At 34.6% G+C, this 25,866-nt stretch carries 24 protein-coding genes and 2 pseudogenes; 10 read left to right on the forward strand and 16 right to left on the reverse strand.

The window, feature by feature from the left end:
* Positions 1-2: 2 nt before the first annotated feature.
* From H8S75_RS21645 to H8S75_RS21685, 9 genes are all read left to right on the forward strand, one after another.
* Positions 3-1,109 (forward strand): glycosyltransferase, encoded by a 1,107-nt coding sequence (locus H8S75_RS21645; protein WP_187023331.1) that lies wholly within the window; start codon positions 3-5, stop codon positions 1,107-1,109.
* 19 nt (positions 1,110-1,128) lie between these two features.
* Complete coding sequence (locus tag H8S75_RS21650; protein WP_187023332.1) at positions 1,129-1,299, forward strand: hypothetical protein; 171 nt, start codon at positions 1,129-1,131, stop codon at positions 1,297-1,299.
* 100 nt (positions 1,300-1,399) lie between these two features.
* Positions 1,400-2,428: a glycosyltransferase family 2 protein gene (locus H8S75_RS21655; protein WP_187023333.1), complete on the forward strand. Its 1,029-nt coding sequence runs from the start codon at positions 1,400-1,402 to the stop codon at positions 2,426-2,428.
* Between the two features lie 13 nt (positions 2,429-2,441).
* Positions 2,442-3,620: an O-antigen ligase family protein gene (locus tag H8S75_RS21660; protein ID WP_187023334.1), complete on the forward strand. Its 1,179-nt coding sequence runs from the start codon at positions 2,442-2,444 to the stop codon at positions 3,618-3,620.
* Between the two features lies 1 nt (position 3,621).
* Positions 3,622-4,587, forward strand: a complete 966-nt coding sequence (locus tag H8S75_RS21665; RefSeq protein WP_110323638.1) for a glycosyltransferase — start codon at positions 3,622-3,624, stop codon at positions 4,585-4,587.
* Positions 4,588-4,591: 4 nt separating this feature from the next.
* A complete protein-coding gene (locus H8S75_RS21670) occupies positions 4,592-5,656 on the forward strand; it encodes a polysaccharide pyruvyl transferase family protein (protein WP_187023335.1) in 1,065 nt (354 codons plus the stop codon).
* 1 nt (position 5,657) lies between these two features.
* Entirely contained in the window at positions 5,658-6,761 is a 1,104-nt protein-coding gene (locus tag H8S75_RS21675; RefSeq protein WP_187023336.1) for a radical SAM protein, read from the forward strand.
* Between the two features lie 4 nt (positions 6,762-6,765).
* Positions 6,766-8,169 (forward strand): lipopolysaccharide biosynthesis protein, encoded by a 1,404-nt coding sequence (locus tag H8S75_RS21680; protein ID WP_187023337.1) that lies wholly within the window; start codon positions 6,766-6,768, stop codon positions 8,167-8,169.
* A gap of 5 nt (positions 8,170-8,174) precedes the next feature.
* Positions 8,175-9,119 carry a beta-1,6-N-acetylglucosaminyltransferase gene (locus tag H8S75_RS21685; protein WP_187023338.1) on the forward strand — a complete coding sequence of 315 codons (945 nt, stop codon included), beginning with the start codon at positions 8,175-8,177 and terminating at the stop codon, positions 9,117-9,119.
* 143 nt (positions 9,120-9,262) lie between these two features.
* Here H8S75_RS21685 and H8S75_RS21690 read toward each other — a convergent pair.
* The 16 genes and pseudogenes from H8S75_RS21690 to H8S75_RS21760 all read right to left on the reverse strand — a co-directional run.
* A pseudogene (locus tag H8S75_RS21690) lies at positions 9,263-9,955 on the reverse strand (IS66 family transposase); the annotation flags it as partial.
* Between the two features lie 71 nt (positions 9,956-10,026).
* Positions 10,027-10,158 carry a hypothetical protein gene (locus tag H8S75_RS33130; protein WP_279288699.1) on the reverse strand — a complete coding sequence of 44 codons (132 nt, stop codon included), beginning with the start codon at positions 10,156-10,158 and terminating at the stop codon, positions 10,027-10,029.
* A 426-nt stretch (positions 10,159-10,584) separates the two neighbouring features.
* Positions 10,585-11,742 (reverse strand): DegT/DnrJ/EryC1/StrS family aminotransferase, encoded by a 1,158-nt coding sequence (locus H8S75_RS21695; RefSeq protein ID WP_432764201.1) that lies wholly within the window; start codon positions 11,740-11,742, stop codon positions 10,585-10,587.
* A complete protein-coding gene (locus H8S75_RS32805; RefSeq protein WP_187023340.1) occupies positions 11,727-13,196 on the reverse strand; it encodes a GNAT family N-acetyltransferase in 1,470 nt (489 codons plus the stop codon). Before H8S75_RS32805 ends, H8S75_RS21695 begins: the two co-directional genes overlap by 16 nt.
* A gap of 18 nt (positions 13,197-13,214) precedes the next feature.
* Positions 13,215-13,376, reverse strand: coding sequence for a hypothetical protein (locus tag H8S75_RS21705; RefSeq protein WP_187023341.1), 162 nt, complete (start codon positions 13,374-13,376; stop codon positions 13,215-13,217).
* Positions 13,377-13,734: 358 nt separating this feature from the next.
* Entirely contained in the window at positions 13,735-14,004 is a 270-nt protein-coding gene (locus H8S75_RS21710) for a hypothetical protein (protein WP_187023342.1), read from the reverse strand.
* Between the two features lie 59 nt (positions 14,005-14,063).
* A complete protein-coding gene (locus H8S75_RS21715; RefSeq protein ID WP_187023343.1) occupies positions 14,064-14,525 on the reverse strand; it encodes a GNAT family N-acetyltransferase in 462 nt (153 codons plus the stop codon).
* A 30-nt stretch (positions 14,526-14,555) separates the two neighbouring features.
* Complete coding sequence (locus H8S75_RS21720; protein ID WP_187023344.1) at positions 14,556-15,998, reverse strand: lipopolysaccharide biosynthesis protein; 1,443 nt, start codon at positions 15,996-15,998, stop codon at positions 14,556-14,558.
* Positions 15,991-16,980, reverse strand: a complete 990-nt coding sequence (locus H8S75_RS21725; protein WP_187023345.1) for a glycosyltransferase family 2 protein — start codon at positions 16,978-16,980, stop codon at positions 15,991-15,993. Before H8S75_RS21725 ends, H8S75_RS21720 begins: the two co-directional genes overlap by 8 nt.
* Positions 16,981-17,033: 53 nt before the next feature.
* A complete protein-coding gene (locus tag H8S75_RS21730; protein ID WP_187023346.1) occupies positions 17,034-18,194 on the reverse strand; it encodes an EpsG family protein in 1,161 nt (386 codons plus the stop codon).
* Positions 18,179-19,144, reverse strand: coding sequence for a glycosyltransferase (locus H8S75_RS21735; protein WP_187023347.1), 966 nt, complete (start codon positions 19,142-19,144; stop codon positions 18,179-18,181). Before H8S75_RS21735 ends, H8S75_RS21730 begins: the two co-directional genes overlap by 16 nt.
* A 230-nt stretch (positions 19,145-19,374) precedes the next feature.
* On the reverse strand, positions 19,375-19,908 hold the full coding sequence (locus tag H8S75_RS33135) for an acyltransferase (RefSeq protein ID WP_187023348.1): 534 nt from the start codon (positions 19,906-19,908) through the stop codon (positions 19,375-19,377).
* Positions 19,908-21,461, reverse strand: a complete 1,554-nt coding sequence (pssE, locus tag H8S75_RS21745) for a PssE/Cps14G family polysaccharide biosynthesis glycosyltransferase (protein WP_187023349.1) — start codon at positions 21,459-21,461, stop codon at positions 19,908-19,910. Before pssE ends, H8S75_RS33135 begins: the two co-directional genes overlap by 1 nt.
* Positions 21,461-21,931, reverse strand: a complete 471-nt coding sequence (pssD, locus tag H8S75_RS21750; protein WP_187023350.1) for a PssD/Cps14F family polysaccharide biosynthesis glycosyltransferase — start codon at positions 21,929-21,931, stop codon at positions 21,461-21,463. Before pssD ends, pssE begins: the two co-directional genes overlap by 1 nt.
* A gap of 3 nt (positions 21,932-21,934) precedes the next feature.
* Complete coding sequence (locus H8S75_RS21755; RefSeq protein ID WP_187023351.1) at positions 21,935-23,257, reverse strand: nucleotide sugar dehydrogenase; 1,323 nt, start codon at positions 23,255-23,257, stop codon at positions 21,935-21,937.
* 43 nt (positions 23,258-23,300) lie between these two features.
* A pseudogene (locus tag H8S75_RS21760) lies at positions 23,301-23,969 on the reverse strand (SIS domain-containing protein); the annotation flags it as partial.
* Positions 23,970-24,586: 617 nt separating this feature from the next.
* Here H8S75_RS21760 and H8S75_RS21765 point away from each other — a divergent pair.
* Complete coding sequence (locus tag H8S75_RS21765; protein WP_187023352.1) at positions 24,587-25,555, forward strand: tyrosine-type recombinase/integrase; 969 nt, start codon at positions 24,587-24,589, stop codon at positions 25,553-25,555.
* The last annotated feature ends 311 nt before the right edge of the window (positions 25,556-25,866 follow it).

The raw sequence follows: 25,866 nt of genomic DNA on the forward strand, positions 1-25,866 counted from the left end.
TTATGGAAAAGCAGCCAAAACACATACTCATTATTGGATTGACAGAGAGAATGGGTGGCGTAGAGACATTTATTTATAATACGACAACACATTCTGATAAAGCCAAATATAAATACGATTATCTCGTTCATGGTACAGATCACTGCGTATTTGAAGATGAGATAAACAAATATTATGACGATGGTGAGAAGCATATTTTCTTCGTAAAGAAATATAAAGAAGATCCATTGGGCTGCATCAGAGACTTGAAGAAATTTTACGTAGAAAATGGTCACAAATATGATTACGTCCATTTCCAATCGGGTTCGACAGCGGAAATTCTTTATGTTTATCCCTTCTGTAAAAAATACGACTTTAAAGTAATATCTCATAGTCATAACGGAAATGGATATTCGCCTGTTATAAACAGTATTTTTCGCAGAATAGTCAATAAGATAACATCCAAAAGACTATCCTGTTCTGCAGAAGCAACGAGATGGTTCTTCGGTGACGAGTATCTGAATAGTACGCAGATTATTGTCAATGGAGTCGATACAGATCGCTTCACATATAATGAGTCTGCACGTCAGAAAATCCGTAAACATTACGGTTTTTCGGATGAACTTGTTGTAGGACATATTGGAAGATTCTCCGAACAGAAAAACCATAAATTGATCCTTGGAATTTTCAAAGCCGTACTCGAAAAACAGTCAGATGCTAAGCTGCTGTTGGTCGGTGTAGGAGAATTGCAGGACAGCATAAAAGAATTGAGTAAATCTCTTGGGATTGACAGGTCAATTATATTTGCTGGAAAGCAGATGAGGACTGAGGATTATTACAGTGCATTCGATGTTTTTCTTATGCCCTCGTTATATGAAGGCCTTCCAATTGTTGGAGTGGAAGCGCAGTGTGAAGGATTGGAATGTCTATTCTCTGATCAGATTGATAAGCAAATTCTTATTACTGACAGAGCGAAGATGTTAGGATTGAATAATGCTCCAGAGGTGTGGAGTGATGCTATAGTTTCAGCGAGCGTTAGTGACAGAACAAAATATTCAGATGAAATAAAAGCTTCTGGATATTCGTTGGCGGATACGGTGAAAACCTTAGAAAAGGTATATAAAGTATAAGAATTGTATGAGGGATAAAATGAAGAGAGTATTAACAGTAATATTGAAGATACTTAACCTTCCACGAATAATAATAGCATATTTGCTGGTTAACTTAGCACGTGTTTCATCTCTCGTTGAAGGGGATATGAAAAGGTTAAATTATAGGTATGATGTGGTAGTTGGCAACATACATGTTGGTATAATGTGAAGATTGGGGCTTGCACCGTGGTGACAAAAGATGTACCGGAAAATAGTATTGTTTATTCTTCTATCCCATATATAAAATCCAACTGAAAGGTTGTAAAAGAATGAAAAAGGTAAGTATAATTGCTCCTGTATACAATGTTGAAAAATATATAAAACGTTGTATTGATAGCATTTTAGAACAAACATACTCTGATATTGAAGTAATACTTGTGGATGATGGATCAAAGGACTCGACCGGGAAAATTTGTGATGAGTATGCGGTATCAGATCAAAGGATCAAAGTAGTCCATAAAGAAAATGGAGGACTTGGATTTGCTCGTAATTCGGGGCTTGAGGTGGCAACAGGAGATTTTGTCACATTTATTGACGGTGATGACAGCATTACGAATGACCATATTAAAAAGATGGTAAAAGCATTGGAGAAGGATGATGCAGATACATGTCTCGCTGGTCATACCAAGATTTATGCAGATAGCAGGGTTGAGCATATTAATGTTTGTGCAGGAAAAATATTCAAAGGTGAAGAAGTAAAAAATGAAATATTAACCAGAATGGTGGGAAGTAATCCAGACGGGAGTGACTATATTGAGATGTCAGTTTGTATGGTGCTTCTATCTAAGAAGATTATTGATGAGTTTGGCCTTAGATTTCATTCAGAGAGAGACTTCATCAGCGAAGATTTGATCTTTGACTTTGATTATTATCCGAGATCAAAAAAGGCTGTTGTTATAGACGATGTAGGATACTATTACTATGATAACGAAGGATCTTTGACTACTAAATACAATCCAAAGAGATTTGAAAAGCAAAAGGAGATGACGAGAGAGGTCATCGAGAGAGCTAAGTATATAGGAATCTATGAGAAGTGTGAGCAAAGGATTTTGAATACATTTGTCAGCATTTCTCGATACTGTATTAAGTTGGAGCAGAAGTTTTCTAACAACTCATATAAGACATATAAGACAAACGCAACAAAGATTTTAAAGGATGCTTTCTTACAGAAAGCCTTAACTGATATTGACAACGGAAATATCCCAATTAAATCGAGAATTGTTAATATAATGATGAATAGACAGTGGCGATTTTTATTGTGGCTCACTATGAGTTTTAAGAATCGTTATGGAATATAGAAGGAGTAGTTTTATGAAGATCAAGATAAATACAATAATCATACTCTTAAGTTGTTTGTTATTTGCATCTTCGCCATATTTAAGTCAGACAATTAACAATGTAGTGTTTTTGGTGGTTAGCTTAGTGCTGCTCATTTCAATGATTCAAAAGCAAATTTACCGGATCACTATGAAAGAGTGTATACCAATTATTGTTTTTTGTTGTATTACTGTTGTTTGTACAGTATTGAATCATGGAATGACAAGCAGAACCATTAATGCGATTGTAACAGGATTGAGATATGTGATGCTTTTTATGGTTTATTGTCAACTAAGCATAGAAACTTCAGCTCAGAAAGTTGCAGATACAGTTTTCAAGATTCTTTTTGTCGCAACAACAATAGAAGATTTGTGTGTGCTAATTACAAAGGGGTATGGAATAGTTAATGATGGAACTTTGGCATACTATTTGTTTGGAAACAAATTTGGAGTTTCATATTTGCATATGCTTACGTTATCACTTTTTCTGTTTCATATTTTTACTACACGAGGTTTTTTGATCAAGAAAAATGCATTTTGGATATACTTGGCATTCAGTATTGCAATATGTATGATTGCTGATTGTAATACTGGGGTGATTGGCTGTGTTGTAATAGGAGGAATGACTTTTATTGCGGGGAAAAAAGATAGGTTTATAAAGATAATTGATAGTCCAATAATTTACTTAGTAATCTTTATTAGCTTGACATTTTTATTAGTAGGAACGGACGTTATTTTGAATAATAGATTTTTAGCTACGTTGCTACAAAAGTATTCTCATACTAATAAGATACTAACTGGTAGAGTAGATATGTACAAAATTGCGCTTTACACAATAGTTCAAAAGCCTGTTTGGGGTTATGGAATAAATAATACCATAGTATCAGACACATTGTCATGGGGAAACGCGCAAAATGGATTATTAAAAATGCTTTTGGATTATGGCCTAATTGGCACTGCAGCTTTTCTGAATGTTTGTTGGCGATCAATTTATCAGAGAGTGAGAGGAAATGTCAATGATATGGTATTCCCAATTTTGACATTTTTATATTCGATGGCTGTATGCTCAATGGTTGAGATCAATCTTTCAGGATATTATTTTGCGGGCCTGGCATTGGTCAATGCAGTACAAGCAACAAAGTATTATAACGCAAAGAATCTAGTAGGAAATTGATATGGAAAACAATTTAAACGAGCAAACAACAAATGAGAAAATATCGGTCATTGTACCTGTCTATAATGTTGAAGCGTTCTTAGAGAGATGCATAGAGAGCTTAATTAAACAGACTTATAGAAATATAGAAATTATTTTGGTTGATGATGGTTCTACAGATGGTAGCGGAGAAATCTGCCAAAAATATGCGTTGAGATATGAAAATGTATTCTACTATTTCAAAGAAAATGGTGGCTTGTCTGATGCGAGAAATTACGGAATAGTTCAAGCAACAGGACAGTATCTTGCTTTTGTTGATAGTGACGATTATGTTGACACACATATGTATCAATGTTTGCAGGCGGATATTGAGAAGTATAATGCAGACATTTCCACATGTGCTTTTCAAGAATTTACCGATGAGCCATTTGGGGATGATATAGGAATTGCTTCAAATGTTGAAGTTTTAAATAAAGAAGATGGAATTCGCTATTTGCTATTATCTGACAAATATTGTAATTACGCATGGAATAAGCTATATAAGAAAGATCTATTTGAAAAGATTAAATACCCAATAGGAATGAAAATGGAGGATTTGGGAACAACCTATCTGTTGTTTAATAAATGTAATGTAATTACATATAGGCCATTTAAGGCGTACTACTATTTCCAAAGGGAAAACAGCATAATTCACCGTGCTGATATACAGTTTTATATTGATAAGCTAAAGCTTAGCATGGAGCGATTCTATTTTATTAAAAAGATTTATCCTAGTATGATAGAAAACTATAATTTTATTCTTCGTACTATTTTTATAGATTATAAGTATCTTTGTGAGAATAGAGAAACCATGCTTAAAATCAAAAAACTAATAGATAATGATGTCCCAATTGAAATGACAAAAGGGTTATCAAAATTGCAAAGAATTAAATTTCTGATGTTAAAATATATACCACACTGTTATAGGCGGTTATTTGGAGTAGTTTAGCACAATGAAGGATTATATCAAGCAATTAGTTAAAATTAAACAGACCAGGATACATGATTTAGTTGAAAGCTTTTTTTGCAAAGACGTGGTGAAGTTTGCAAAGAGTGAGAAGTATGCGTTTGTCTTTTTTGCGGCAGATTACAATAATCTTGGAGATATAGCTATAACTACTGCGCAGGTTCGCTTTTTGCAGCAAATCTTTCCTACTTATAAAATAGTATGTGTCAAGCCTTCAGATACAATTAGATACTGTAAAAGTATAAAGAAGCTTTCAACTAATAATGTACTTGTGACCATTATCGGTGGCGGTAATAATGGATCATTATATGAATTTTTAGAAAGACCGAGAAGGTTCATCTTGAATGAACTAAAAGGATATAGGATAGTGTCGTTTCCACAGACAGTTTTTTATGGAACGAGTGAAAGAGATATTCCATATAAATATGCGTTTATTAAGGCTGCAAATAAATGTAGTCACTTAACTGTATTCGCAAGAGAAAGATATTCATTGAATAAGTACAGAGAACTGAAACTTGAAAAAGCAAAGGTAGATCTTGTTCCAGATATAGTCTTTTCCCTTGTCCCACCGAGATTAAATGATCATAGCGGAGATGGGATAGCATTAATGCTGAGAAATGATATAGAAAAAAATGTGGACGTGAAGCATCAAAAACAGATTATAGATTATTTAACTCTGACAAAGGATGAAAAAATCGAAAAAATGGATACATGGGGAGATAGTACAAAACTTTTTGATGATAAAACACTTATGAATTATTTGGAGAAGCTTTCACATAAGAAAATTGCCATAACGGATAGATTACATGGTATGATTTTTTGTTTTATTACACATACGCCATGTATTGTAATTGATTCAACGAATCCTAAAATCCTGTCTACATATGAAACGTGGCTAAGGAAGCAAAACTTTATAAAGATTATTAATACGAACGCTTCTATCCAGGAATTTATTTCGGCATATGAAAGTTTGGTGAAAAATATCAAGCCGGATGCTCAAATGCAAGGATTTAACTATTTGCCACTGATAGAAGCCTGTAAGGGAGAATAAAATGGAGCAGATAAAAAGATTTTTTGAATGCTTAATACCAGTAACGGTGTGTAATCTAAAATGTAGTTATTGCTATGTTATTCAACGTGATTATAGAAATATGAAACTGGCAACTATGAAGTATTCACCAGAACAGATAACACAAGGGCTTACCAAGGAGCGACTTGGTGGAGTATGCTACTTCTCTATATGTGGCGCAGGTGAAACTCTAGCACAACCGGAAACATTTAAAATAGCGAAATTATTGCTTCGGGAAGGGCATATTGTAAACATTACTACAAATGGAACTCTTACAAATAGATTCCATGAAATCGTCAATATAGACGAATGTGATAGAAAAAGACTACACTTTTCATTTTCATTACACTATTTGGAGTTGCAGCGTCTGCGCTTGTTAGATAGATTTTTTGAAAATATTAAGCTTGTACATGAATATGGATGTTCATACATGGTTCAGCTAAATTTGTGTGATGAATATATTCCATTTCTTGATGAGATAAAGCAGGTATGTTTGAAAAATGTAGGTGCATATCCACAAATTGCAGTAACTAGAAAAGAAGGCCCAGGGATTAGAAAGATTCAACTTCATACAGAATTGAGTGAGGATGAATATAGAAAAATCGGAAATTCTTTTAATTCTGAGTTGTTCAAATACACCATGGAGAATTTCAATGTTAAAAGAAAAGAATTTTGCTATGCAGGAGAGCGGTCAGGTACATTAAATCTTGGGACTGGGATACTAACGAAGTGCTATGCAGATCCTAAAGGAATCGATATTTTTGAAAATATAAGCAAACCCATTAAATTGGATGTGATGGGGCATAATTGCGGCTGTGCATACTGCCTGAATTCTTCTCACTTCATGTCGCTAGGGGTAATAGATAATGACGATAAACGGACTTATGTATCAATAAGAGATAGAAGTGATGCACAGTGGTTTAATGATACCTTAAAATCCGCTCTTAGTCAGAAATTATGGGATAGTAATGAGAAATATTCTAGCAAAAAAATGATCATATCAAATTTGAAGCAAAAAATTAAAATGGCATATTATAGGACACGCCATAAAGTAGTAATTTTAGTGAAGTGGGGTATAAGAAAATAACATTATGAGTAAGGCAAATGGATTGGTTAAGAATACTTTTATAATAAGTATTGGCAAAATCAGCACGCAGATCATTAGCTTTTTATTATTACCTTTGTATACTGCTAAAATCAGCACTGAAGATTATGGAAATGCTGATTTTATCATATCAATTGCTGCCTTTGTTGTTCCTTTTTTGACACTTTTATTAGAAGAGTCTATGTTCCGATTTCTGATAGACGCAAGGGATGATGGGGATAAAGAGAAAATTATTTCTCATACCTTTATTATATGTGCAGTAAATACGATGTTAATTTCAATAATATTTGGAATTATAATGTGCATTTCCCAATATAATCTTGGTTTTTCAATTTGGATGTATTGTATTGCATCAGTATTTATTGCTCTTAGTAATGCACTTGCAAGGGGGAAGGGGGAGATTTTAACTTACTCAGTATCAAATTTTATAGCAAGTGTAATGACCATTGCTCTAAATCTAGTTTTTATTCTTGGCCTTCACTGGGGATTTCGAGCATTGATTCTTTCGGGAGTAATCGCAAATACGGTAGCTGCTTTATTTGTGTATTTTAGGTCTGATATTTTAAGGTATTTGAAATTTAGTAATATTGACTTGGGGTTAGTAAAAAAAATGCTGAAATATTCCATACCCCTAGTACCTAATACAATTAGTTGGGGAATTATTAATGTTTCGGATCGACTGGTATTAATGGGGATACTTGGTGCAAGTATTAACGGCTTATATTCTGTTGCTTACAAATTTCCCAATTTAATAAATACGTTTTATAGTTTTTTTGTGATTGCATGGAAAGAAACATCAGCAAAGATGGCAAAAGATAACGACTTTAGTGAGATGAAAAAAATCACGGAGGCGGTAAATCTGATGTTGTTCTCGGTTACAATTCTAATGATTACAGGCATTAGATTTGTTTATCCACTATTTGTTAATAAGAATTATTGGGATGGTGTAATGGTCGTGCCACTATTATCGATAAGTGTATTCTATTCATCATTAGCTGGCTACATTGGAGGAATTTTTACTGCATTTAAAGATACAAAAATTCTTGGAACAACATCATTCGTTGCTGCAATTATCAATTTGCTTATAGATTTATGTTTAGTTAGACACTTTGGAATATTTGCTGCAGCAATTTCTACGCTAATTGCTTCAGTTTTTTTGTATTTTTACAGAGGATTACAGGTTCGAAAATATACACATTTTTTGAGTATAAAAGATATCGTATATATTTTATGTTTTATATGCCTGACATGCATCTTCTATGTAAATAAATCATCAGTAAATATTATCATTTTTGTGGTTTCAATTGTGATATCTGTTTTACTTAATTATAGAATGGGATGTAAAATGTTTATTAAAACAAAAAATAAATTCTTAAAAAATCGCAGGTGAATTTAATGGGAAATGGAAATAAATTTCAAAAGCATGCATACTTGGTAATTGCATATGACAATTTTAAACAATTGGAGAAATTGATAAAAACCTTGGATGATGAGCGAAATGAAATATTTGTTCATGTTGATAAGAAGACGAAGGTTTTTACAGAAACTGTTAAAAAAAAACTTATAGGCGGGGTGACTAAAGGAAGAATAGAAATCTACAATGAGATTGCAGTGTATTGGAGCCATTACAGCATAGTGGATTGTGAACTTTTCTTGCTTGAAAAAGCAGCAAAAAAACATAAATTTGAGTATTATCACCTTCTGAGTGGCCAATGCTATCCGATAAAAAGTCAAGAATATATTCATGACTTTTTTAAAGAGCACAAAGGTAAAGAATTTGTGGATTATCAGCAAAAGTTTTTTGAAAATCATTCGGATGTTATTTTAAAAAGAATAAAGTATTATCATCCATTCAGAAAATATTGTAGATTTTTCAAATATAAATGGATGAATGATTTTTTTCGAGGGCTAAATTTAGCTTTCGTAACTTTTCAAGAGTTTGTTTGTGTAGACCACTGTAAGAAAAATGATTTGGACATTTGTTACGGGTCTCAATGGTTTAGCATAACTGACAAATTCGCCCAATACATATTAGAACGAAGAAATTATATAAAAGCAGATTTCAAGTATTCAAATGCCCCTGACGAATTGTTTATGCAAACTATATTAAAGAGTTCTCCATTTCTCAAAAACTTATATAGAGAGACGAGCAATACATTCTATGGAAATATGAGATTGATTGATTTTCATAGAGGGAATCCATATACATATAGAAGTACGGACATTGAGGAGATTAAGAGATCTGATTATCTATTTGTTAGAAAGGTAGATGAGAGAATTGAACCAGGCATATTAGAACTAATTGCTAAAGAATGCAATCTTGAATGGAGTGAATCATAAAGGAGATAAGTCATGTTGTATAGAGTATTTCTCAATACCAATATATATGATGAGCAGCCTATTCGTTTGACAATTCTGCATTTTAGAAGATGCAAGCATTTGCTTCGCAAGGGGAACTTGTACCTGTCACATATTCTGTTGTGGATGGCGAGATATTCTTCTCCCAGACGGATCATCCAGTTTGCCATACACTGACGATTGACAGCAAGACCATAACGTGTGAATTCCTGTTCCAGCTGGTAAAGCGGAACGGCATTTACATACTTGCCATTCATAATGGCAGCACCAAGTGAGACTGAAACCAGACTTCCATGCAGTAATGGCCTGGGATGAGGTGCTTTTATCATATGTCCGTCCGTCTTGCTGGAATATACGCTGATATGATGTTCACTCACTTCAACTTTTGCTGGAACAAAGCGATACTGTCTGCTGATCGCGTCTGGAAGCTGTTTCCAGCCGTTTTCTCCAAATTCGGCTATAAGTTCTTCCTCAGTAATGTAATGAGGGATCACATGTATGGTAAGCCTGGAAATATCCTTATCCTTTTTGCCTGCCTGCTTTTTAGACTTGGAAGGTTTGGTCTCAAGGTCATCCGGTTCAGCTGCTTCAAGATCGCAGACAGCTTCTGCTTCATTAAAGAAAACAATTTTTCCATCTACTTCCATGAAGCGGATCTGATAGCGGTCATCCACCTTTTCAGATGATCTTCCAAAACGATCCTGTTTCCCGAGGATGAGCTGTTCCATCATGAGCTGCATATTCTCATTAAGAGAATGCACTTCTTTTGTCATCTGTTGTGTTTGTTCCTGCTGACTTAAGAGTAGCTGAATTTGCACTACTTCCTGTGGCCTGCCGGCAGACTTTACAGGTTCAGGTATGCAGCAGGCTTTTTTCGAAGCCTCCTGATTTAGTAATAGAAGGTACTAAGTGTGATGCGATGTTCCCGGCACCGGATACGATCAGAATTACCACTGGACCGGCAGTCATTAATAATGGCCAGCAACTCGTCGTCTGTATGAAGAAGATATTTGTTTTCCATGCAGATTCACTTCCTAAGCCGAAAATTGGGAGCGAAAGTTGCACTAGTTCATACCGATTTGAAGTAAATAGATCCGAATACAAAAGCTGTAATACAGAAGAGATACCACTCCTTGGAATGGTTATCTCATAACAATTAGGCGGAGGATAGCCGGTGGATTATACCACGCTTACAAGAATTTTATGTAGTTATATTAGAAGTACGCATAAAATAGCAGGTTATCATTACAAAACAATTTATTCCTATTTTCCGCTCCAGCAAAACGGCATCGTAAAAACAGATTTACCTGTTAATATGTTTTTACGATCTATTACGTCAAGTACTCCCGAGTTAACAATATAATGTTGTGCAACAATAACCAACATAGAAAGTATTCGTAGCAGTTCTATACCAGAATCTCGTTTTGTCCCCCGATTTATGGTAACTCTATCTTACAATCTTCAGTTTCCTCTTGATCCTTTTTTTACAACTCAAAATAATCTCACAAATTCTATCTACATCATCCAATGACATATCAGCATACAATGGCAATGTAAGAACTCTCTTACTCAAATGCAGTGCGACAGGTGTATCATTTACATCATACTGTCCATGGAAACACCCAAAGCTATTAGTGATAGGATAGAAATATTTTCTTGCGCCAATCCCCTGTTCTGCAAGTGCCTCAAAAACCTCATTACGACTTGAACCAAATTCCTTCTCATCAAAAACTGCTGGAAAATAGGCATAGTTCGGAGTTACCCCATCCTGCACAGGATTAAGCTGAATTCCATCAATGCCGTCCAGATGAGTACGATACCTTTCCACTATTTTCTTGCGCTTCGCTATTTCTTCATCAACATGACGCAGATTACAAAGCCCCATAGCTGCACAGAATTCGTTCATCTTGGCATTTGCACCTACTGCTTCAACTCTCTCTGGTCCGTGAATACCAAAGTTCTTCAGATTGTACAATGCTTCTCCGAATTCCTTATCGTGGAAACATACTGCACCTCCTTCAATACTATTAAACACCTTCGTTGCATGAAAACTAAAGCAGGAAACATCACCAAAATCACCAATGCCTTTCCCCTTATAGCGAACTCCAAAAGTATGTGCAGCATCATAGATTACCTTCAAGCTGTACTTCTTTGCAATTCGTTCAATTTCCTCGATGTTACAGATATTTCCATATACATGAACAGAAACAATCGCACATGTCTTATCAGTAATCAGTTCCTCGATTTTTGTCACATCCATAGTAAAATCTACAGGATTGACATCACAAAATACCGGTGTCAGACCATTACGGACGATTGCATGGGTAGTAGATGCAAAAGTATATGGTGTCGTAATAACTTCTCCCTGTAAATTAAGAGCCTGCATAGAAAGTTCCAGAGCCATATGTCCATTTGTTAATAAATCAATATGTTCGACTCCAAGATACTCTTCCAATTTTTCCTGTAATCCTCTATGCTTGGGTCCCATGTTTGTCAGCCAATGGCTGTCCCACATTTCCTTAATTTCTTCTATGTACTCTTCTATTGGAGGCATAGAAGAACGTGTTACTAAAATTTTGCTATCCATTTTTAATTCTCCTTCAATTCTTTCCACATATAATAGGAATCTTTTGTCGCTTCTTCAATCACTTCATAGCCCATATACTTATAAAATGCAATTCCGTTAATATTAGACTTTCTCACTTCCAACTTGAAATTTCTCATTCCGTTTTCTAATGCCAGTTTTTCTGCCTGCTTCATCATTGCTTTTCCAACATGAAGACCACGGAAATTAGGATCCACTGACAAAAAGCTTAAATATGCTGTATAAGCATCTTTGTCATTCATATACATACCCAACAATCCCATTGGATTCTCGATGTCGTTTTTACAGAAAAGAATTACTCCATGCGAACATATTTTTTTTGCGTAAGATTTAATATCAATTCCTCGTTCCAATAATGTAGGACTAAGAAATTTTTCAAAATACAGAAACTGCCTCTCTGCTTCCTCCGCATATGATATCTCACCAATATTCATCTGTGGCTCTATCTGTAAACGAACCATCTGAATATCTTTTTGTCCCATAATATTAACTCGCTCTGTTAATACACTTTTTTCCACAGATTCATTATTCAGCCATTTCACGATAGCCAACGGCAGATTCACTCCCGCCATATGGCTAAACGGATAACCGCCACCAAATCGGGCATTCATTTCAAGAACATAACATTTATCTTCTACAACAAACACATCCACGTCCAAGTTAGCTCTATGGTGCATCACACAACTCAGTTTTTCACCCAATTGCTTTAATTCCGGTTTATCAACCGTCACAGCACAATCTGTTTCACCTGAACGCATCGCATATTTCATTTTTGCAATTGTAGTAACATAGTTACAATTCAAATCGTCAATGACATCCAATCCGTATTCCTGTCCTTTTAGTTTTTCCTGAATCAAGATACTTTTTTCAATATCAACCGCCGACTCATATTTCAAATATGTATTCTGTATATTTCTCTTAGTCTTGGCATAGAAAATGCGAAGCTCTTCCTCATTTTCTGCTTCAAATACAGCAATTGAGCCCATTCCCCAACGTGGCTTTACCATAACAGGGTAGGATACACACCCACTGTGTAAACTGCTGATTGCATCATCTAAAGAAATAAATGTTACTGGAACATCAAATCCATTCTCTTTTAAATAACAAAAAGTCTTCCACTTATCGTTGCAGATTTCGATTGTTTCATAATCAGACACAACAACCGTTGTTCCAATTTCTTCAAACCGCTCCTTGTTTTTTGCAAGAATCGGAAGATCAATATCAAATAGAGAAATCACTGCGTCTATATGATTGCTTTTACAGTATTCAAGCAAAAAAGAAATATATTCCGAATCATAAATCAGTGGAGTAACTACCGGTTTATCAGCAACAAGAAACGCTGGAGAAACTGATGAACTATTAGCCACATGAACTTCTCCGCTATCCCCCAAAGTCTCCTTAAAATATTGAACCAAGTAACTTCTTCTTCCTACCGATGTAAATAAAATATTCATATTACTTTTGTCTCCTTTTTATTTGCCTTGTTCCAGTAAATGGATATTATCAAAAAAGAGTGGTGTTCCTCCAGTATGAATAAAAAGAATATTTGCATTTTTAATTCCATCTAAATATTTTCCATACCCACCAGACAAATAATCATCCTCCACACAGATCTCAGGATATTCTTCAATCAATATCTGATTTTCCAGGGAAAATGTATCCAAATAGTTTTTATCACTTCTATTTCATGCTCTCTTTTTCTAGATACAGAAATACCAATTATATATGATTGCTTCTTCATGCAATCAACGTCCCTGCCAACAAACCAGACTGTTTCATTCCGGTTCCTGTCGGAAGAAAAATGTAATCGAAACGAATCCCCATTTGCTCTTCCTGTTCCCAAATCTCGAGTTATATTTTTTCATAAGCACGTACTGGGACAGCTTCATTACCATGTCCAAATTTATCTCCATAAATATAGTATGGCTTCATTCCATTCAACTCACATCCCAGTATTACACTTTCCACAGCCTCTGCAACTTTTTCTTTTTCTCATTCATGAAAATGTGCACCACACGCATGTACCATATAACTATTGTTCGTTACAATCCGACTTCCATCAACAACTGCCGGAGATATGATATGGCATACCCCACCCCGATAAGAATTGACGTTTGCCAGTGCTCTGCTCAAATTTGATCTTGCATTTCCATAACCAATCATGCAATTTTTACCTTTGATATCCATATCAGAATAAAACTCCTGTGCAATGCGAACTTTATAGCCGCCAAATAAAAACGGAAGCAGATCATCTCTTTTCACTTATATGTCCAGATTATCTAAATCTGTTTTGCATATTACAATCGGTGTCCTTTCCATTTTCATTGCTCTTCCCAAGAGTTATTTAGCCTTAATATCAAATGAACATCTTTAGGACGAAGCTCATTTGAGACAACATATCTTTCAAATCCCACTTTTTCATATATACGAATTGCAACCTCATTTCGAGAATCCGAATACAAATGAACTGCAGTCAGCCCTTCTGAGAATGCAATCTCCGAAAATTCCCGTACAAGTCTGACTGCCATACCACGCCCTTGGTACTCCTGTCTCGTTGCTACTACAGAAATATATGCCATATCGTTAACTACATTATTTGTATATCCAATAACCATAGAACAAATTTCGTTGTTTTCTATTTTGGCACATATTGTTGCCTTTTCAACAAACTTTTCTGTTAAATCTTCCAAATCCTGCTTATGCGAAAGCGGTACCGGAAAAGATTCATCTACCTCTTTCAAAAATGATAGCATCGCCTCTCGGCTCATTTCTTTTATATACAACAGCCACGCCCCCTTCTCTCTAAGTTTATATTATTTTTTCACTATTTTTCTGATCAATCCTAAGCACTCATCAAAGACATCTATACGAAATACCTTTGATTCCACAATATAAATAATGCCTCCACAGAGCACCTGCAAAGCAATAATCGTAATCTTTGGTAAAACTAAGTATTGAATCGGCCAAATTATTGCCCCCATCAAACCGGACATCAAGAAAAACGGAAGTATATCTGCAATCTGCTCTTTGAATGAATAATTCAATAGCTTCTTGTTTGGGAAGGCATTTACTGCTGCACTGAGCGGACCTGTAGCCATATATCCCAATGCAATTGCGAATACACCAAACGGCAAAGTAACAACAATAGAAATAACACCCATTATTTTTTTGATAATCTCTAATTTCAAGAGCATATCACTTCTACCCATCGCCTTAATTGCATTTAGATTAGCTGTATGAATTGGCCACAATGCATATGTAAAACAGAAGATTCGTAAATATGGCACACAAGGTAACCATTTATCTGTCAAAATCAGTGAAACAAGCGGTTCTGCAACGATTGCCAATCCAAACATCAATGGCCACATAATATAGCTACTTGTACGGATTGCCTTCCTAGTCATTGCCTTAACTTTCAAACGATTATCCTGTTCCTGAGACATTGATGGTAACAACACGCTATCAATAGAGGAATTGATATTTATTACTATCAGATTCGGAAATTGTTTTCCTTTATTATAAAAAGCCAAATCTGATGCAGAATAAAATTTACCAATAATTAAACTACGGATATTATTATAAACTGTATCCAACAAAGACGACGCTAGTATTTTCCAGCCAAATGAAAGTAACCCTTTTAACCTTTCCCATGAAAATACCTTTTTCGGACGCCACTTAACCGTCAGCCATAGAATCAATGTATCAATAGTAGTGTTGGATAACTGTTGAGCCACAATAGCCCATACACCAAAACCAGCATACGCTAAAGCTACGCCGAGAAATGCCGAAAAAATCGTGCCGCCTAGTGTTGCATAAAAGAATCTTTTGAATAGCATATTTTTTGACACATATGATTGTTGTATACCTTTAACACCTGAAATCACAATTGTCAAACTGATAACACGAATAATCGGTGTAAGAGAATCGTCATAATAGAATCCTGCAATTAACGGTGCTGTAATAAACATTACCGCATAGAGTATTAGACAAACAACAAAATTGAAATAAAATACCGACGAAAAGTCCAAATCATCAGCATCCTTTTTTTGAATCAGTGCTGTACCCAAACCACTATCTACAAATACTTGCAGGATTGTCATAAAGACTGTGATAAGAGCAATCTGACCGTAATCTTCTGGCGCAAGAATACGCGCCAGAACAATGGAAACAACAAATGTTACCAGCTGTGCACCACAACGTTCCGCAAAGCGCCATATAAAATTTGAAACCGTTTTACGTGCTCTTTTATCATTCATTCTTTTTCCCTTTTTTTCTCAGAATATATTTTGCTATTTGGGGTGATAGAGTTCCTATAAAAATAATAGCTTTTCTTTTATTGCTCTGCTGTTTAAAAAACTGTCTATGCTCAAATTTCAAAAGCCTTTTATATTCTCCTTGTAAATATAAAATCTCAAAAGTATAATTTTGAATTGCATATTGAAAATCAGCATGATATTGGTAATCTGTAAATTTATCAAAATTCTCGTGTCCCGCTATCATTTTTTTTAAATGGCTAATTTTTCTTGTTACATCCTGTAGATTTGTCATTACACCTCCACTATTTGTACGGTAGCAAGACATGCTTTTAGGTATATAATAGCAGTTCCCTTTATGAAGAGAAAATAATACAAGCGGCAAATCCCCTACAGGATACACATTGTTATACTCTTGAACATACTTCTTGATAACCTCTGTTCTTATAAAGTAGCTACTTGTTTGAAACAGCCACCCAATAGAACATAACTCCATTTTAATATACTCTTGCGCAGTAATCACCCCACCTTTTATATTAACTGGTGGAAATGATCTATTTATTCTTTCGCCTGTATTAGATACACATTGCGTGTTATGAACACAAATCGCGCAATCCGTATGTTTTTGGAGAGCCTCATACTGAAGTTGAAGTTTGTTAGAGTCTGACCAATAATCGTCTCCCTCACAGAATGCAACATATTTTCCTATCACTCGTGGATAGTTAAACATGATATTGGGGTTATTCCCTTTGCTAAACTGATTTTCTGTTTGTAAAATCGGCTTTATTGTCTCAGGATACTTTTTTTGATACTTTCTGATAATATCTTGTGTTTTATCCTTTGACGCATCATCATGTATTAAAATCTCATAGTTAAATGTTGTTTTTTGTGCCAACAAACTTTCTAACATTTTTGCAATATACTTCTCTTGATTGTATGCAATACAAACAACGGAAACTTCTATATCTTTTTGCTTTACTTTCATTTCTTTTCTCCTGTATATTACCTTGTTTCTAAAAAAATACCACCTAGCTTTTTTCACTGGAAATAAAAAAGATATGGCACAATTTCCGCTCTTCCCATTAAAACCATGTCATAGTAAAACCAGAAGGTATAATAAACCAAAAAGAAAATACCCCAAATAAGCCTTTGTCTTTTTTGCTGACTCCGAACTATATTGCTAAATAAAATCAGTTCATACACAGAAAAAAAATATCCCAATCTAGAGGATTGATTTGTTATTCCTCCAAGCTGAGACGTAACCAAATCCAGCATAAACATTCCATATAGAAAAGGAGTTGCCGGCTCTTTCCACTTTAATCTTTTCCAACTGTAAAACAGAATAGCTAACACTGGTACACGTCTTACTATTTGCATCGGCATAATTTTTACAGTACCACTAATATATAGGCGCACATACCGTGCAAAAACATTGTTAATCGCACCTAAAATTCTTGCAAATGCTTCAAGTCCAATCAAAAGCAATATTGCCATTCCAAAAACGAAAACAACTCTTCGAATTCCAATATCGACAACTTTCTCTCCGATTGTAATGTTCACATTTTTGCTCTCATTCTCAAGATAGACATATAAAAGAAGTATCACCGCTCCGACAATTCCGCTATTATGAAATAGCGTAGCAAAAACTACTGTAAGAATATATTTATTTATGTCTTTCTTTTGTAAAAAATGAAAACCATAAAACAAAATGGAGATTGCCATCCACTGTCTCATCAAATTCAGTGATGTTCCGTAAAACAGTAAATAGAAAAGAAGCATCGAAAAAGAAATCGAAAAATCGCCCTCTATTTTTTTTAGTCCTTTATAGACAAAGCCAATAATCAAGGCGTGCGTCAAAAAGAAAACTCCTTGAATAGATCCTGTCAGCTTCGTTGAAAAGTAAACTACTAAATTGTATCCGATTTCCCACTTTGTAACTGCTTTGTATTGAAAATTTGAATAAACCGACTTCCCTAAATAATCAAAAAAGCTCTGTGCGTTTTGAGCTGCATCGTATAACATAAAAGTGTATACTTTTGTATCCGTACCAACGCCAATTTTGCGCATACTTGCTAAAAGAATGGGCATCAGCAATCCCAAAAAGACTAAAACATGCTTTGTAATTTTTTTACTTTTTCCCATTTCAGCCAGCATCAGCAAAAAAGTGGAGAAAGAAAATGTTATCAAATAAATTGCCATCTTTTTTTCCTTCTTTTTTCAATTAATGAAGATATCATCATTACTAATTTAATTCTAAAAATTTCCCCAAAGGAACTTCTTGCATATCCTGATTTACACAACAATTTAATATACTTTTCTATAAACATATAATTTTTATTAGCTTTCATTTCTCGAATTTCATCAATTTGAGAAAAATATTTTGCTATCTCATCCGTTTTGTGGCTTTTTAATTCCAAGTCAATACTGATATCTTCTGGACTCACATTACTCATTGAATTAATATTCTCTCGTAAATATCTAGAAACAACCTTTTGCTTCAATTTATTACTTTGAGAAATTCCAGAATTATTGATTCTATACTTTAGCCCAATTACTGGACAACACGCCATTCGAAATTTCTTTGATGCTCTCAATAGAAAATCATAGTCTTCAGCACAATTAAAATCTCTATATCCTCCAAGCTCATTAAAAACTTCTTTTCTTACAATCCAGGTCGGATGAATCAATGAGCTACGCGCCTTTAAGTAGTTTTTACATCCGGTGTTCCACACTGGGTATTTTTTTATACACCCACACGGATTTCCCATCATATCTATAGGCTGAATATATGTTCCAACAATATCCAAATCATTATAAAACATATACCTTAGTTCACTTTCTATTCGATTCTTATCAGATATATCATCTGCATCCATTCTTGCAATTATTGATCCATTACAATATTGCAGTCCTCGATTCAACGATTTTGTTAAGCCGATATTTTTTTTGTTTTTAATTAGTACTATTTTCCCCTTTTCGTTTAATCCCTCTAGAAAATCTGTAAGATCTTTTCTCAACGGATTATCATTTACAACAACAATTTCTATATTCTTATACGTCTGTTTCTCAATTGAATTTATCGCAGTAGATATAAAATCAATTGGCTCATTATATGTACTCATCAGCACACTTACCAGCATATCCATCATGTCTGAATAATCTCCAATTCTTTCCTAAATTTAGCTTACTCCCTATACAACTTAAACTTTATACCTGCAGTTGCATATAGATTATCTACGGCTCTAACCTTCGTTGGAATATTGATTTTTTTCAGGTGGGGAACAGCCAGAAAATAGCATTCAAGACTCATGCAATGCACTTATAAAATCCAATTTCACAAACGTAAATAATACTGTCCACCTTGATTTAAAAAAGCCACTTAAACATCATATCCTATACAATCTTTTAGAGCTTTCTTCATCTCTTGTTTTTCTTCTATCGTTTTATTTGCCCAGTATGTAGTAAATACAGGATGCTTCTCCATACCTTTCTGGTTTTTCTCTATAAAGTTATCTGTCGTTCTGATTACCCGTCCAGGATTTCCCACAACGATACTATTATCTGGAATATCTCTCGTCACAACAGCACCTGCGCCAATTACTACATTATTACCGATTGTGACCCCTGGAAGAATAATAGCATCTGCACCGATAAAAACATCACTTCCTATAACTACTCGTCCCACTCTGCTATAGCCTATAAATCTCTTTGTACTGGCATCATGTAAAAGAATTCTGGCATCGCTAATAGTAACTCGATTGCCTATTTCTAGCAAAAAAGCATGTCCTTTATCGATTTTATCCGTCCAGAGTTCCACATCATCGCCTATTGTGGCACCAAGCTTCCGGAGTTCTTCGACTGTGCATCCCCCGCGGAGTATTTTTTTTATTTTCAGCTTAATTTTTCTAATCATTATTTATACAAACCCCGATATACTTTCTCAACAGCTTGAAAGAATACATCCTCAGAAAATTTTACCTCACAGATTTTTCTTGAGGCATTCGATTCATTTTTCCATAAATCCGAATTATTAGTAAGCTGAACCATTGCATGTGTTAACGCGTTAACATCTCCTGGTTTAATTAAAAAGCCATTTTCGTTCTCTTTCACTGCTTCAGAAATGCTGCCAACATCTGTACTTATAATAGGCAAGCTATAAGACATGGCCTCCAATATAGCAATTGGTAGTCCTTCATTATAAGACGGCAATACAAGTACATCAGATTTTTTCAACAATTCTGGCTTTTGTTCTTTTGTAATCCAGCCTAAAAACTCAACGCAGTCTTGTAATCCGTTAGTCTGTGCATATTCTTTTAGTCGTTGCTCATCGGTTCCAGAACCAGCAATTAATAGACGAAAATCCGAAACACCTTTACTTTTCATCTTGTTTACAGCCTCTAATAAGTCAACAACACCTTTACGCCGGATAAGTGCTCCCAGAAATAAAAACGTTCTTATCTTACTGACTTCCTTCTCTTCAAAGACAGGAAGAAAAACAGCATTATTGATAACAATAACAAAGGCTTTTGGTGCGATTTCCAAAATAAAGTTTTTCCAGTCTTCTCCCAGAACAATGCTAGCATCTGCAATAGAAAACAGCTCCTGAATCTGTTTTTTCCGTTTTTTATTTGCACTATAATAAAAATCTTTAAATTCAGATCCATGCAAGTGGACTATAACCCGTTTATTGTATCTCTTACACAGTTTAGTTACATAATACTTTCTATAAAAGCTCCCCTTATAAGACATATGAATATGTATTATATCAAAGGTATTCCGTTTTATGAGTTTCTTTAACTTTCTATAGGCATTAACAAAGAAAATTGCCTTCCTTATCGGATTTCCTGTTACATGTGTAGCTAAATATGAAAATTGAAAGTCATCCCCCCAATCATGATCCATTAACTGATCAATAACACTGTTCATGCCACCCTTTTCTTTTCGATCCGAGCTACACATTAAGATTCTAGTTTTTTTATTATTTTCAGTATTTCCACATATCATCGCATCGATAGAATCAATAATGGTTTGCGTATTTGATACATACGGTTTGACTTCTTTGTATTTTGCCTCTTCGATAACCTTACCAATCTCATTACTATCATAACAAGCAGTGACCATTCCGAGTTTTTCATATGCCTGCACCAACTGAAGCTGATGATCATCAACAGCCTCTAGATATTTTGCCAACCGAGGAACTGCGACTACACGTTTACCCATTTTTACAGCATTCACGATTACTCCTGTGCCGCCATGAGTCAACACGATATCGCAGTTTTTCATTATTTCATTGAATTCGCCACGATTCACAAATTCTTTGTATTTATAATTTCTTATCAAATAGTTGCTGGAACCAATTTGAGCAAAAACCTCATCGGTAATTGCTCCATTCTCTATAGCTTTATCTACAGCCTCTAACAATCTGTTAAACTGGAAACTTCTTGATCCTGTCGTGATAAATATCATCAATAAACTCCCCCTTTACAAATTGCATTCGGATAGAATTTTTTCATACTTTCCCACTGTACATAAAACTGGTCTGCAAACTTATACGCAATCTTTCCAGAAAGATTAGGCGAATAAATTTTTGCAAACGATTCAATATATATCACCTTACCACCAAAAATTTTCGTCCATGCCATTAATGGTACTGCGGCTAAAGCACCAGTGGAAATGATATAATCCGGTCTATCTGATAAAACGATAAAAAACGATTTTATAATGTTTGCAAAAAACTTTAAAAAGAACGTTTTATCTGTTCGATTAATTGGCAAAACATATTTCACCGGTATATCTCCAACCCTAACATCATAGCCTATTTTTTCTGTTACAATATAGCCGCTATATTTTTCAATTAAAGGCTTAAGCATCATCAACTGCTCAAAATGTCCTCCCGATGATGACGCCAAGCATATCTTTACTTTCTTTTCTTTCATAAATTACAGTCTCCAGAAGCGCATACCAGATGCTTTAAGATCAGATACTTTATAAAGTCCCTTAACATCAATCAGAACTTTTTCGTTTTCGTTGCTTGCCTTGAACATTTTATTGATATCATCCAAACTCAACGCCTTAAACTTATCATGTGCAACAGCAACAATCACGCAGTCTGCATCTTTTGCATCTTCCAACTTAGTTAGAGTAACACCATACTCATGCATCGCATCTCTTTCACTTGTCCAAGGATCAACAACTACCGGTTTAATACCATATGTATTCAGCTGCTTGATAATATCGTTAACTTTACTATTTCTAGTATCCGGGCAGTTCTCTTTAAATGTAAGGCCCAGAATAACTACTTTTGATTTTTTAGGTGCCTGTCCAGCTACAATCATCTGTTTTACTGCACTATCAGCAACATATTTTCCCATACTGTCATTAATAATACGTCCATTCAGAATAATCTGACTATGATATCCAAGTTTTTCTGCTTGATATGTGAAATAATATGGGTCAACTCCTATACAATGACCACCAACTAAACCTGGTCGGAAACCAAGGGCATTCCACTTAGTATTCATACCCTCTACAACTTCATTGGTGTCAATATCCATCCGATCAAACACCATAGCAAGCTCATTCATAAACGCTATATTAATATCACGTTGACTATTTTCTACAACTTTAACAGCTTCAGCTGTTCTCATATTGGAAACCGGATGTGTTCCAACCTCAATTACGATATCGTATACATTTTTAATCTCTTCAAGAGACTCTGCATCGCAACCAGATACAATTTTATGAATATTCTCTAAACGATGTACTTTATCACCTGGATTGATACGCTCTGGGCTATACCCAATTTTAAAGTCCACACCACACTTTAATCCTGATTCTTTCTCAAGAATAGGAATACATACATCCTCAGTACACCCCGGATAAACAGTAGATTCATAAACCACGATAGTGCCCTTGGTAAGGTTACGACCAACAATTTCAGATGCACCAATAATAGGGGTTAAATCCGGTGTATGATCAGTATTTACTGGAGTTGGAACTGCAATAATCAAAAATTTTGCAGATTGTAATAATTTCTCATCAGCAGTGAAACAAACTGTTGTACTTTTAATAATTTCATCGCCAACTTCTTTTGTAGGATCAATACCTTCTCTATATAGATTTATTTTTGCTTCATTGAGATCAAACCCAACAACATCTAAGCCTTTTTTTGCGAAAGCAACAGCTATTGGCATACCAACGTAACCTAACCCAACCAACGCAAGTTTTTCTTTACCATGAATTAATTTCTCATACAATGACATTTTTTAACCTCCAAATTTAACGCTTAAATTGACATATATGAACCTATTCCACCGTAACGCTTTTTGCCAAATTTCTCGGCTTATCAACATCAAGTTCCAATACAACGCTCACGTAATATCCCAACAACTGTAATGGTATTGCAGCCAGTGAAGCCATAAATTTCTCCTCCACTTTCAGTACATAAGTAACAAAATCAGCTGTTTCTTCAATCTCTTAATTTCCATATAAAGTTACTGCACACAAATTCGCTCCACGGCTTTTGCTCTACCATATTGCTCACTGTTTTCTCATACAGTTAACCTTAGTGTAAGAACTCCAATAACAAGAGTCCCATCTTCAGTCAAACTAATCGTGCCATGTTTCAATTCTCCAGCGACGTATGCCTCAGAATGGATGTAACTGATTTCTTTTAGCTTCAAGCTTCCTTCTAGGCATACGGCGTGATCAATCCCTCTTCCAACAAAGAACACCTCCTTCTTGTTTTGCACACTTACTTGCGAACCACTGCAGTCTTTCCTTGTCATCCATAATCTTCTCAATCTAAGCTAGAATGGATCGAAGTTCCTCGGTGAGGCGACTGTACTCTTGTTGCTCAAGTTCTCCTCTAACCTTCGCGAATTGAAGTGCAATGCAGTAATTCTCCATCACTGATTTCGCAGGGTAGATATTGGTTGATGGCGTAATAACAACAAAACCCGCAATATTGAACATTGTTTTAATGTCCAACGTTGCGGTCAAACCCTGTTCTTTTTTACCAGGTATTTCTCGCTGTCATTAATCCTGGGGAGTTTTTAGTTATTAATCTGCTCATTTTTTCAGAAATGTTATCCACAACAAACTCTTTTTAAATGAAGTGGGGCATCATAAAAGGTAAATATAGTCTTTATTGGCAACCGAGATATATGTTTCGCCTGTAATATTTTGTTTCCTCAAGATTGGTTTCATTTATTTTTATATTTTCTAAGCGAGTAGGCGGTCATATATGTTTTTTGCCATTCGATTATGTAGGAAACCACTTGTATCATAGGGGCAGATATTTCTTTAATTATTAAGAAAATAATCAGATAATGAAAGTAATACTAATATCTACCAAAAATCTTCTATCTCCAAATAATTGTTATTATTTGAATCAGACACTTTATCGTCCTATTTATTTATGCAATAATCTAGGTGTACAAAACATAGCTATTTATATTTGCATTATTTTTAGAAGGGAGAGGTATGCTAGCAAATTGTAGAGGACCAGGAGTAAATGTAGAAAGCCATTAAAACTTCAACAATTAGATTGAAAATATGTAGTATGTTCAATAATGAGGGGGTACCAAACGATGAAATACATATACGAACAACAAAAAACATATCTTATAGATTTTATAAATTCATTATCACTTGAAAGAAACCTATCAGAGAAAACTCTTCATGCTTATAAAAGTGATCTGGTATGTTTGCTTACTTGGTTAAATGAAAATAGATATGATTCATTAAATACACAGTCAATCTCAGATTATTTTCTTTATTTGCAAAAAGATAAGAAATTATCTCCGCGATCTATTCGCAGAAAGTATGTCTCCATTAAACAGTTTTTTTACTACATAAATACAGAAAAAGGAATCAACGAGATATTTATGAAGTTCTCCTCTAGAAAGTTTCAGCTGCCAAAGTCCCTGCCACGTACTTTATCAAAAGCGGAGATAAATCAATTGATTTCTACTGTATCAAGAGAATATTGGTCAGCTCCAAGTGATTTCTATCGGAGACTCTATTTGAGAGATATGTGTATAATTGAAGTGTTGTTTTGTTTAGGCTTGAGAATTGGAGAGGTTGCAGCGCTAAATATAGGGGATTACGATTCTGTTGAGGCATCATTTTTAATTCATGGTAAGGGAAACAAAGAACGATTACTTTTTATATCCTCAATAGCAGTAAATCAGAAACTTCAGAAATGGATCAGAACGAGAAAAGAATTTAATATTCAGGACGATGCACTGTTTGTTAATAAATACGGAAAACGATTAAGCATCTACAGCATAGAAAATCTCTTTTATAAGTACCGGGAATTGGCACATATAAATTCTGATGCAACCCCTCATTATTTAAGACATAGTTTTGCAACCCAATTACTAAACAACGGAGCTGATATAAGAGCGGTTCAAGAGATTTTGGGACATAGCAGTATTGTTACAACACAAATTTATACTGAAGTATCATTAAAAAGAAAGAGGGAAGTGTTATTAAACTATAATGGAAGAAATTTTATTAATTTACCAGAAGATAGTATGGGTGAAGAGTGGTTGTAATAGGTTTTAGTAAGTATAATTATTGGATAAAACTTAACAATCAAATATGACAAGGAAATTTTATTACAAAAATTAATGTGGTCCATTTAGTTAATAAAGCATTTTTAAATAACATCATATGTAAAAGTTAAAAACTTTAACATTAATAATTTAGAATATAATTAATGTAAAGAATATATATTTATGTTATAGTAGTTGATAAAATATGTAGACAAATAATTTGAAATACTTTCTTGGTTTATAATAACAAAGATAAAAATATTTCGATACAATATCATTTTGCAACAAATATTAAGTACCAATATTATAAC

Origin of the sequence: Hungatella hominis (assembly GCF_014288005.1) — a bacterium.
Classification (GTDB): Bacteria; Bacillota; Clostridia; order Lachnospirales; family Lachnospiraceae; genus Hungatella; species Hungatella effluvii.

Bases quoted from the DNA above. Each gene is read 5' to 3' on its own strand.
- H8S75_RS21645 (WP_187023331.1), top strand. From the start codon at position 3: ATGGAAAAGCAGCCAAAACACATACTCATTATTGGATTGACAGAGAGA.
- H8S75_RS33135 (WP_187023348.1), bottom strand. From the start codon at position 19,908: ATGATTAGAAAAATTAAGCTGAAAATAAAAAAAATACTCCGCGGGGGA.
- H8S75_RS21680 (WP_187023337.1), top strand. From the start codon at position 6,766: ATGAGTAAGGCAAATGGATTGGTTAAGAATACTTTTATAATAAGTATT.
- H8S75_RS21675 (WP_187023336.1), top strand. From the start codon at position 5,658: ATGGAGCAGATAAAAAGATTTTTTGAATGCTTAATACCAGTAACGGTG.
- H8S75_RS21660 (WP_187023334.1), top strand. From the start codon at position 2,442: ATGAAGATCAAGATAAATACAATAATCATACTCTTAAGTTGTTTGTTA.
- pssD (WP_187023350.1), bottom strand. From the start codon at position 21,931: ATGAAAGAAAAGAAAGTAAAGATATGCTTGGCGTCATCATCGGGAGGA.
- H8S75_RS21670 (WP_187023335.1), top strand. From the start codon at position 4,592: ATGAAGGATTATATCAAGCAATTAGTTAAAATTAAACAGACCAGGATA.
- H8S75_RS21650 (WP_187023332.1), top strand. From the start codon at position 1,129: ATGAAGAGAGTATTAACAGTAATATTGAAGATACTTAACCTTCCACGA.
- H8S75_RS21730 (WP_187023346.1), bottom strand. From the start codon at position 18,194: ATGGCAATTTATTTGATAACATTTTCTTTCTCCACTTTTTTGCTGATG.
- H8S75_RS21765 (WP_187023352.1), top strand. From the start codon at position 24,587: ATGAAATACATATACGAACAACAAAAAACATATCTTATAGATTTTATA.
- H8S75_RS21685 (WP_187023338.1), top strand. From the start codon at position 8,175: ATGGGAAATGGAAATAAATTTCAAAAGCATGCATACTTGGTAATTGCA.
- H8S75_RS21665 (WP_110323638.1), top strand. From the start codon at position 3,622: ATGGAAAACAATTTAAACGAGCAAACAACAAATGAGAAAATATCGGTC.
- pssE (WP_187023349.1), bottom strand. From the start codon at position 21,461: ATGATATTTATCACGACAGGATCAAGAAGTTTCCAGTTTAACAGATTG.
- H8S75_RS21735 (WP_187023347.1), bottom strand. From the start codon at position 19,144: ATGATGGATATGCTGGTAAGTGTGCTGATGAGTACATATAATGAGCCA.
- H8S75_RS21755 (WP_187023351.1), bottom strand. From the start codon at position 23,257: ATGTCATTGTATGAGAAATTAATTCATGGTAAAGAAAAACTTGCGTTG.
- H8S75_RS32805 (WP_187023340.1), bottom strand. From the start codon at position 13,196: ATGAATATTTTATTTACATCGGTAGGAAGAAGAAGTTACTTGGTTCAA.
- H8S75_RS21655 (WP_187023333.1), top strand. From the start codon at position 1,400: ATGAAAAAGGTAAGTATAATTGCTCCTGTATACAATGTTGAAAAATAT.
- H8S75_RS21720 (WP_187023344.1), bottom strand. From the start codon at position 15,998: ATGAATGATAAAAGAGCACGTAAAACGGTTTCAAATTTTATATGGCGC.
- H8S75_RS21725 (WP_187023345.1), bottom strand. From the start codon at position 16,980: ATGAAAGTAAAGCAAAAAGATATAGAAGTTTCCGTTGTTTGTATTGCA.
- H8S75_RS33130 (WP_279288699.1), bottom strand. From the start codon at position 10,158: ATGGAAAACAAATATCTTCTTCATACAGACGACGAGTTGCTGGCCATT.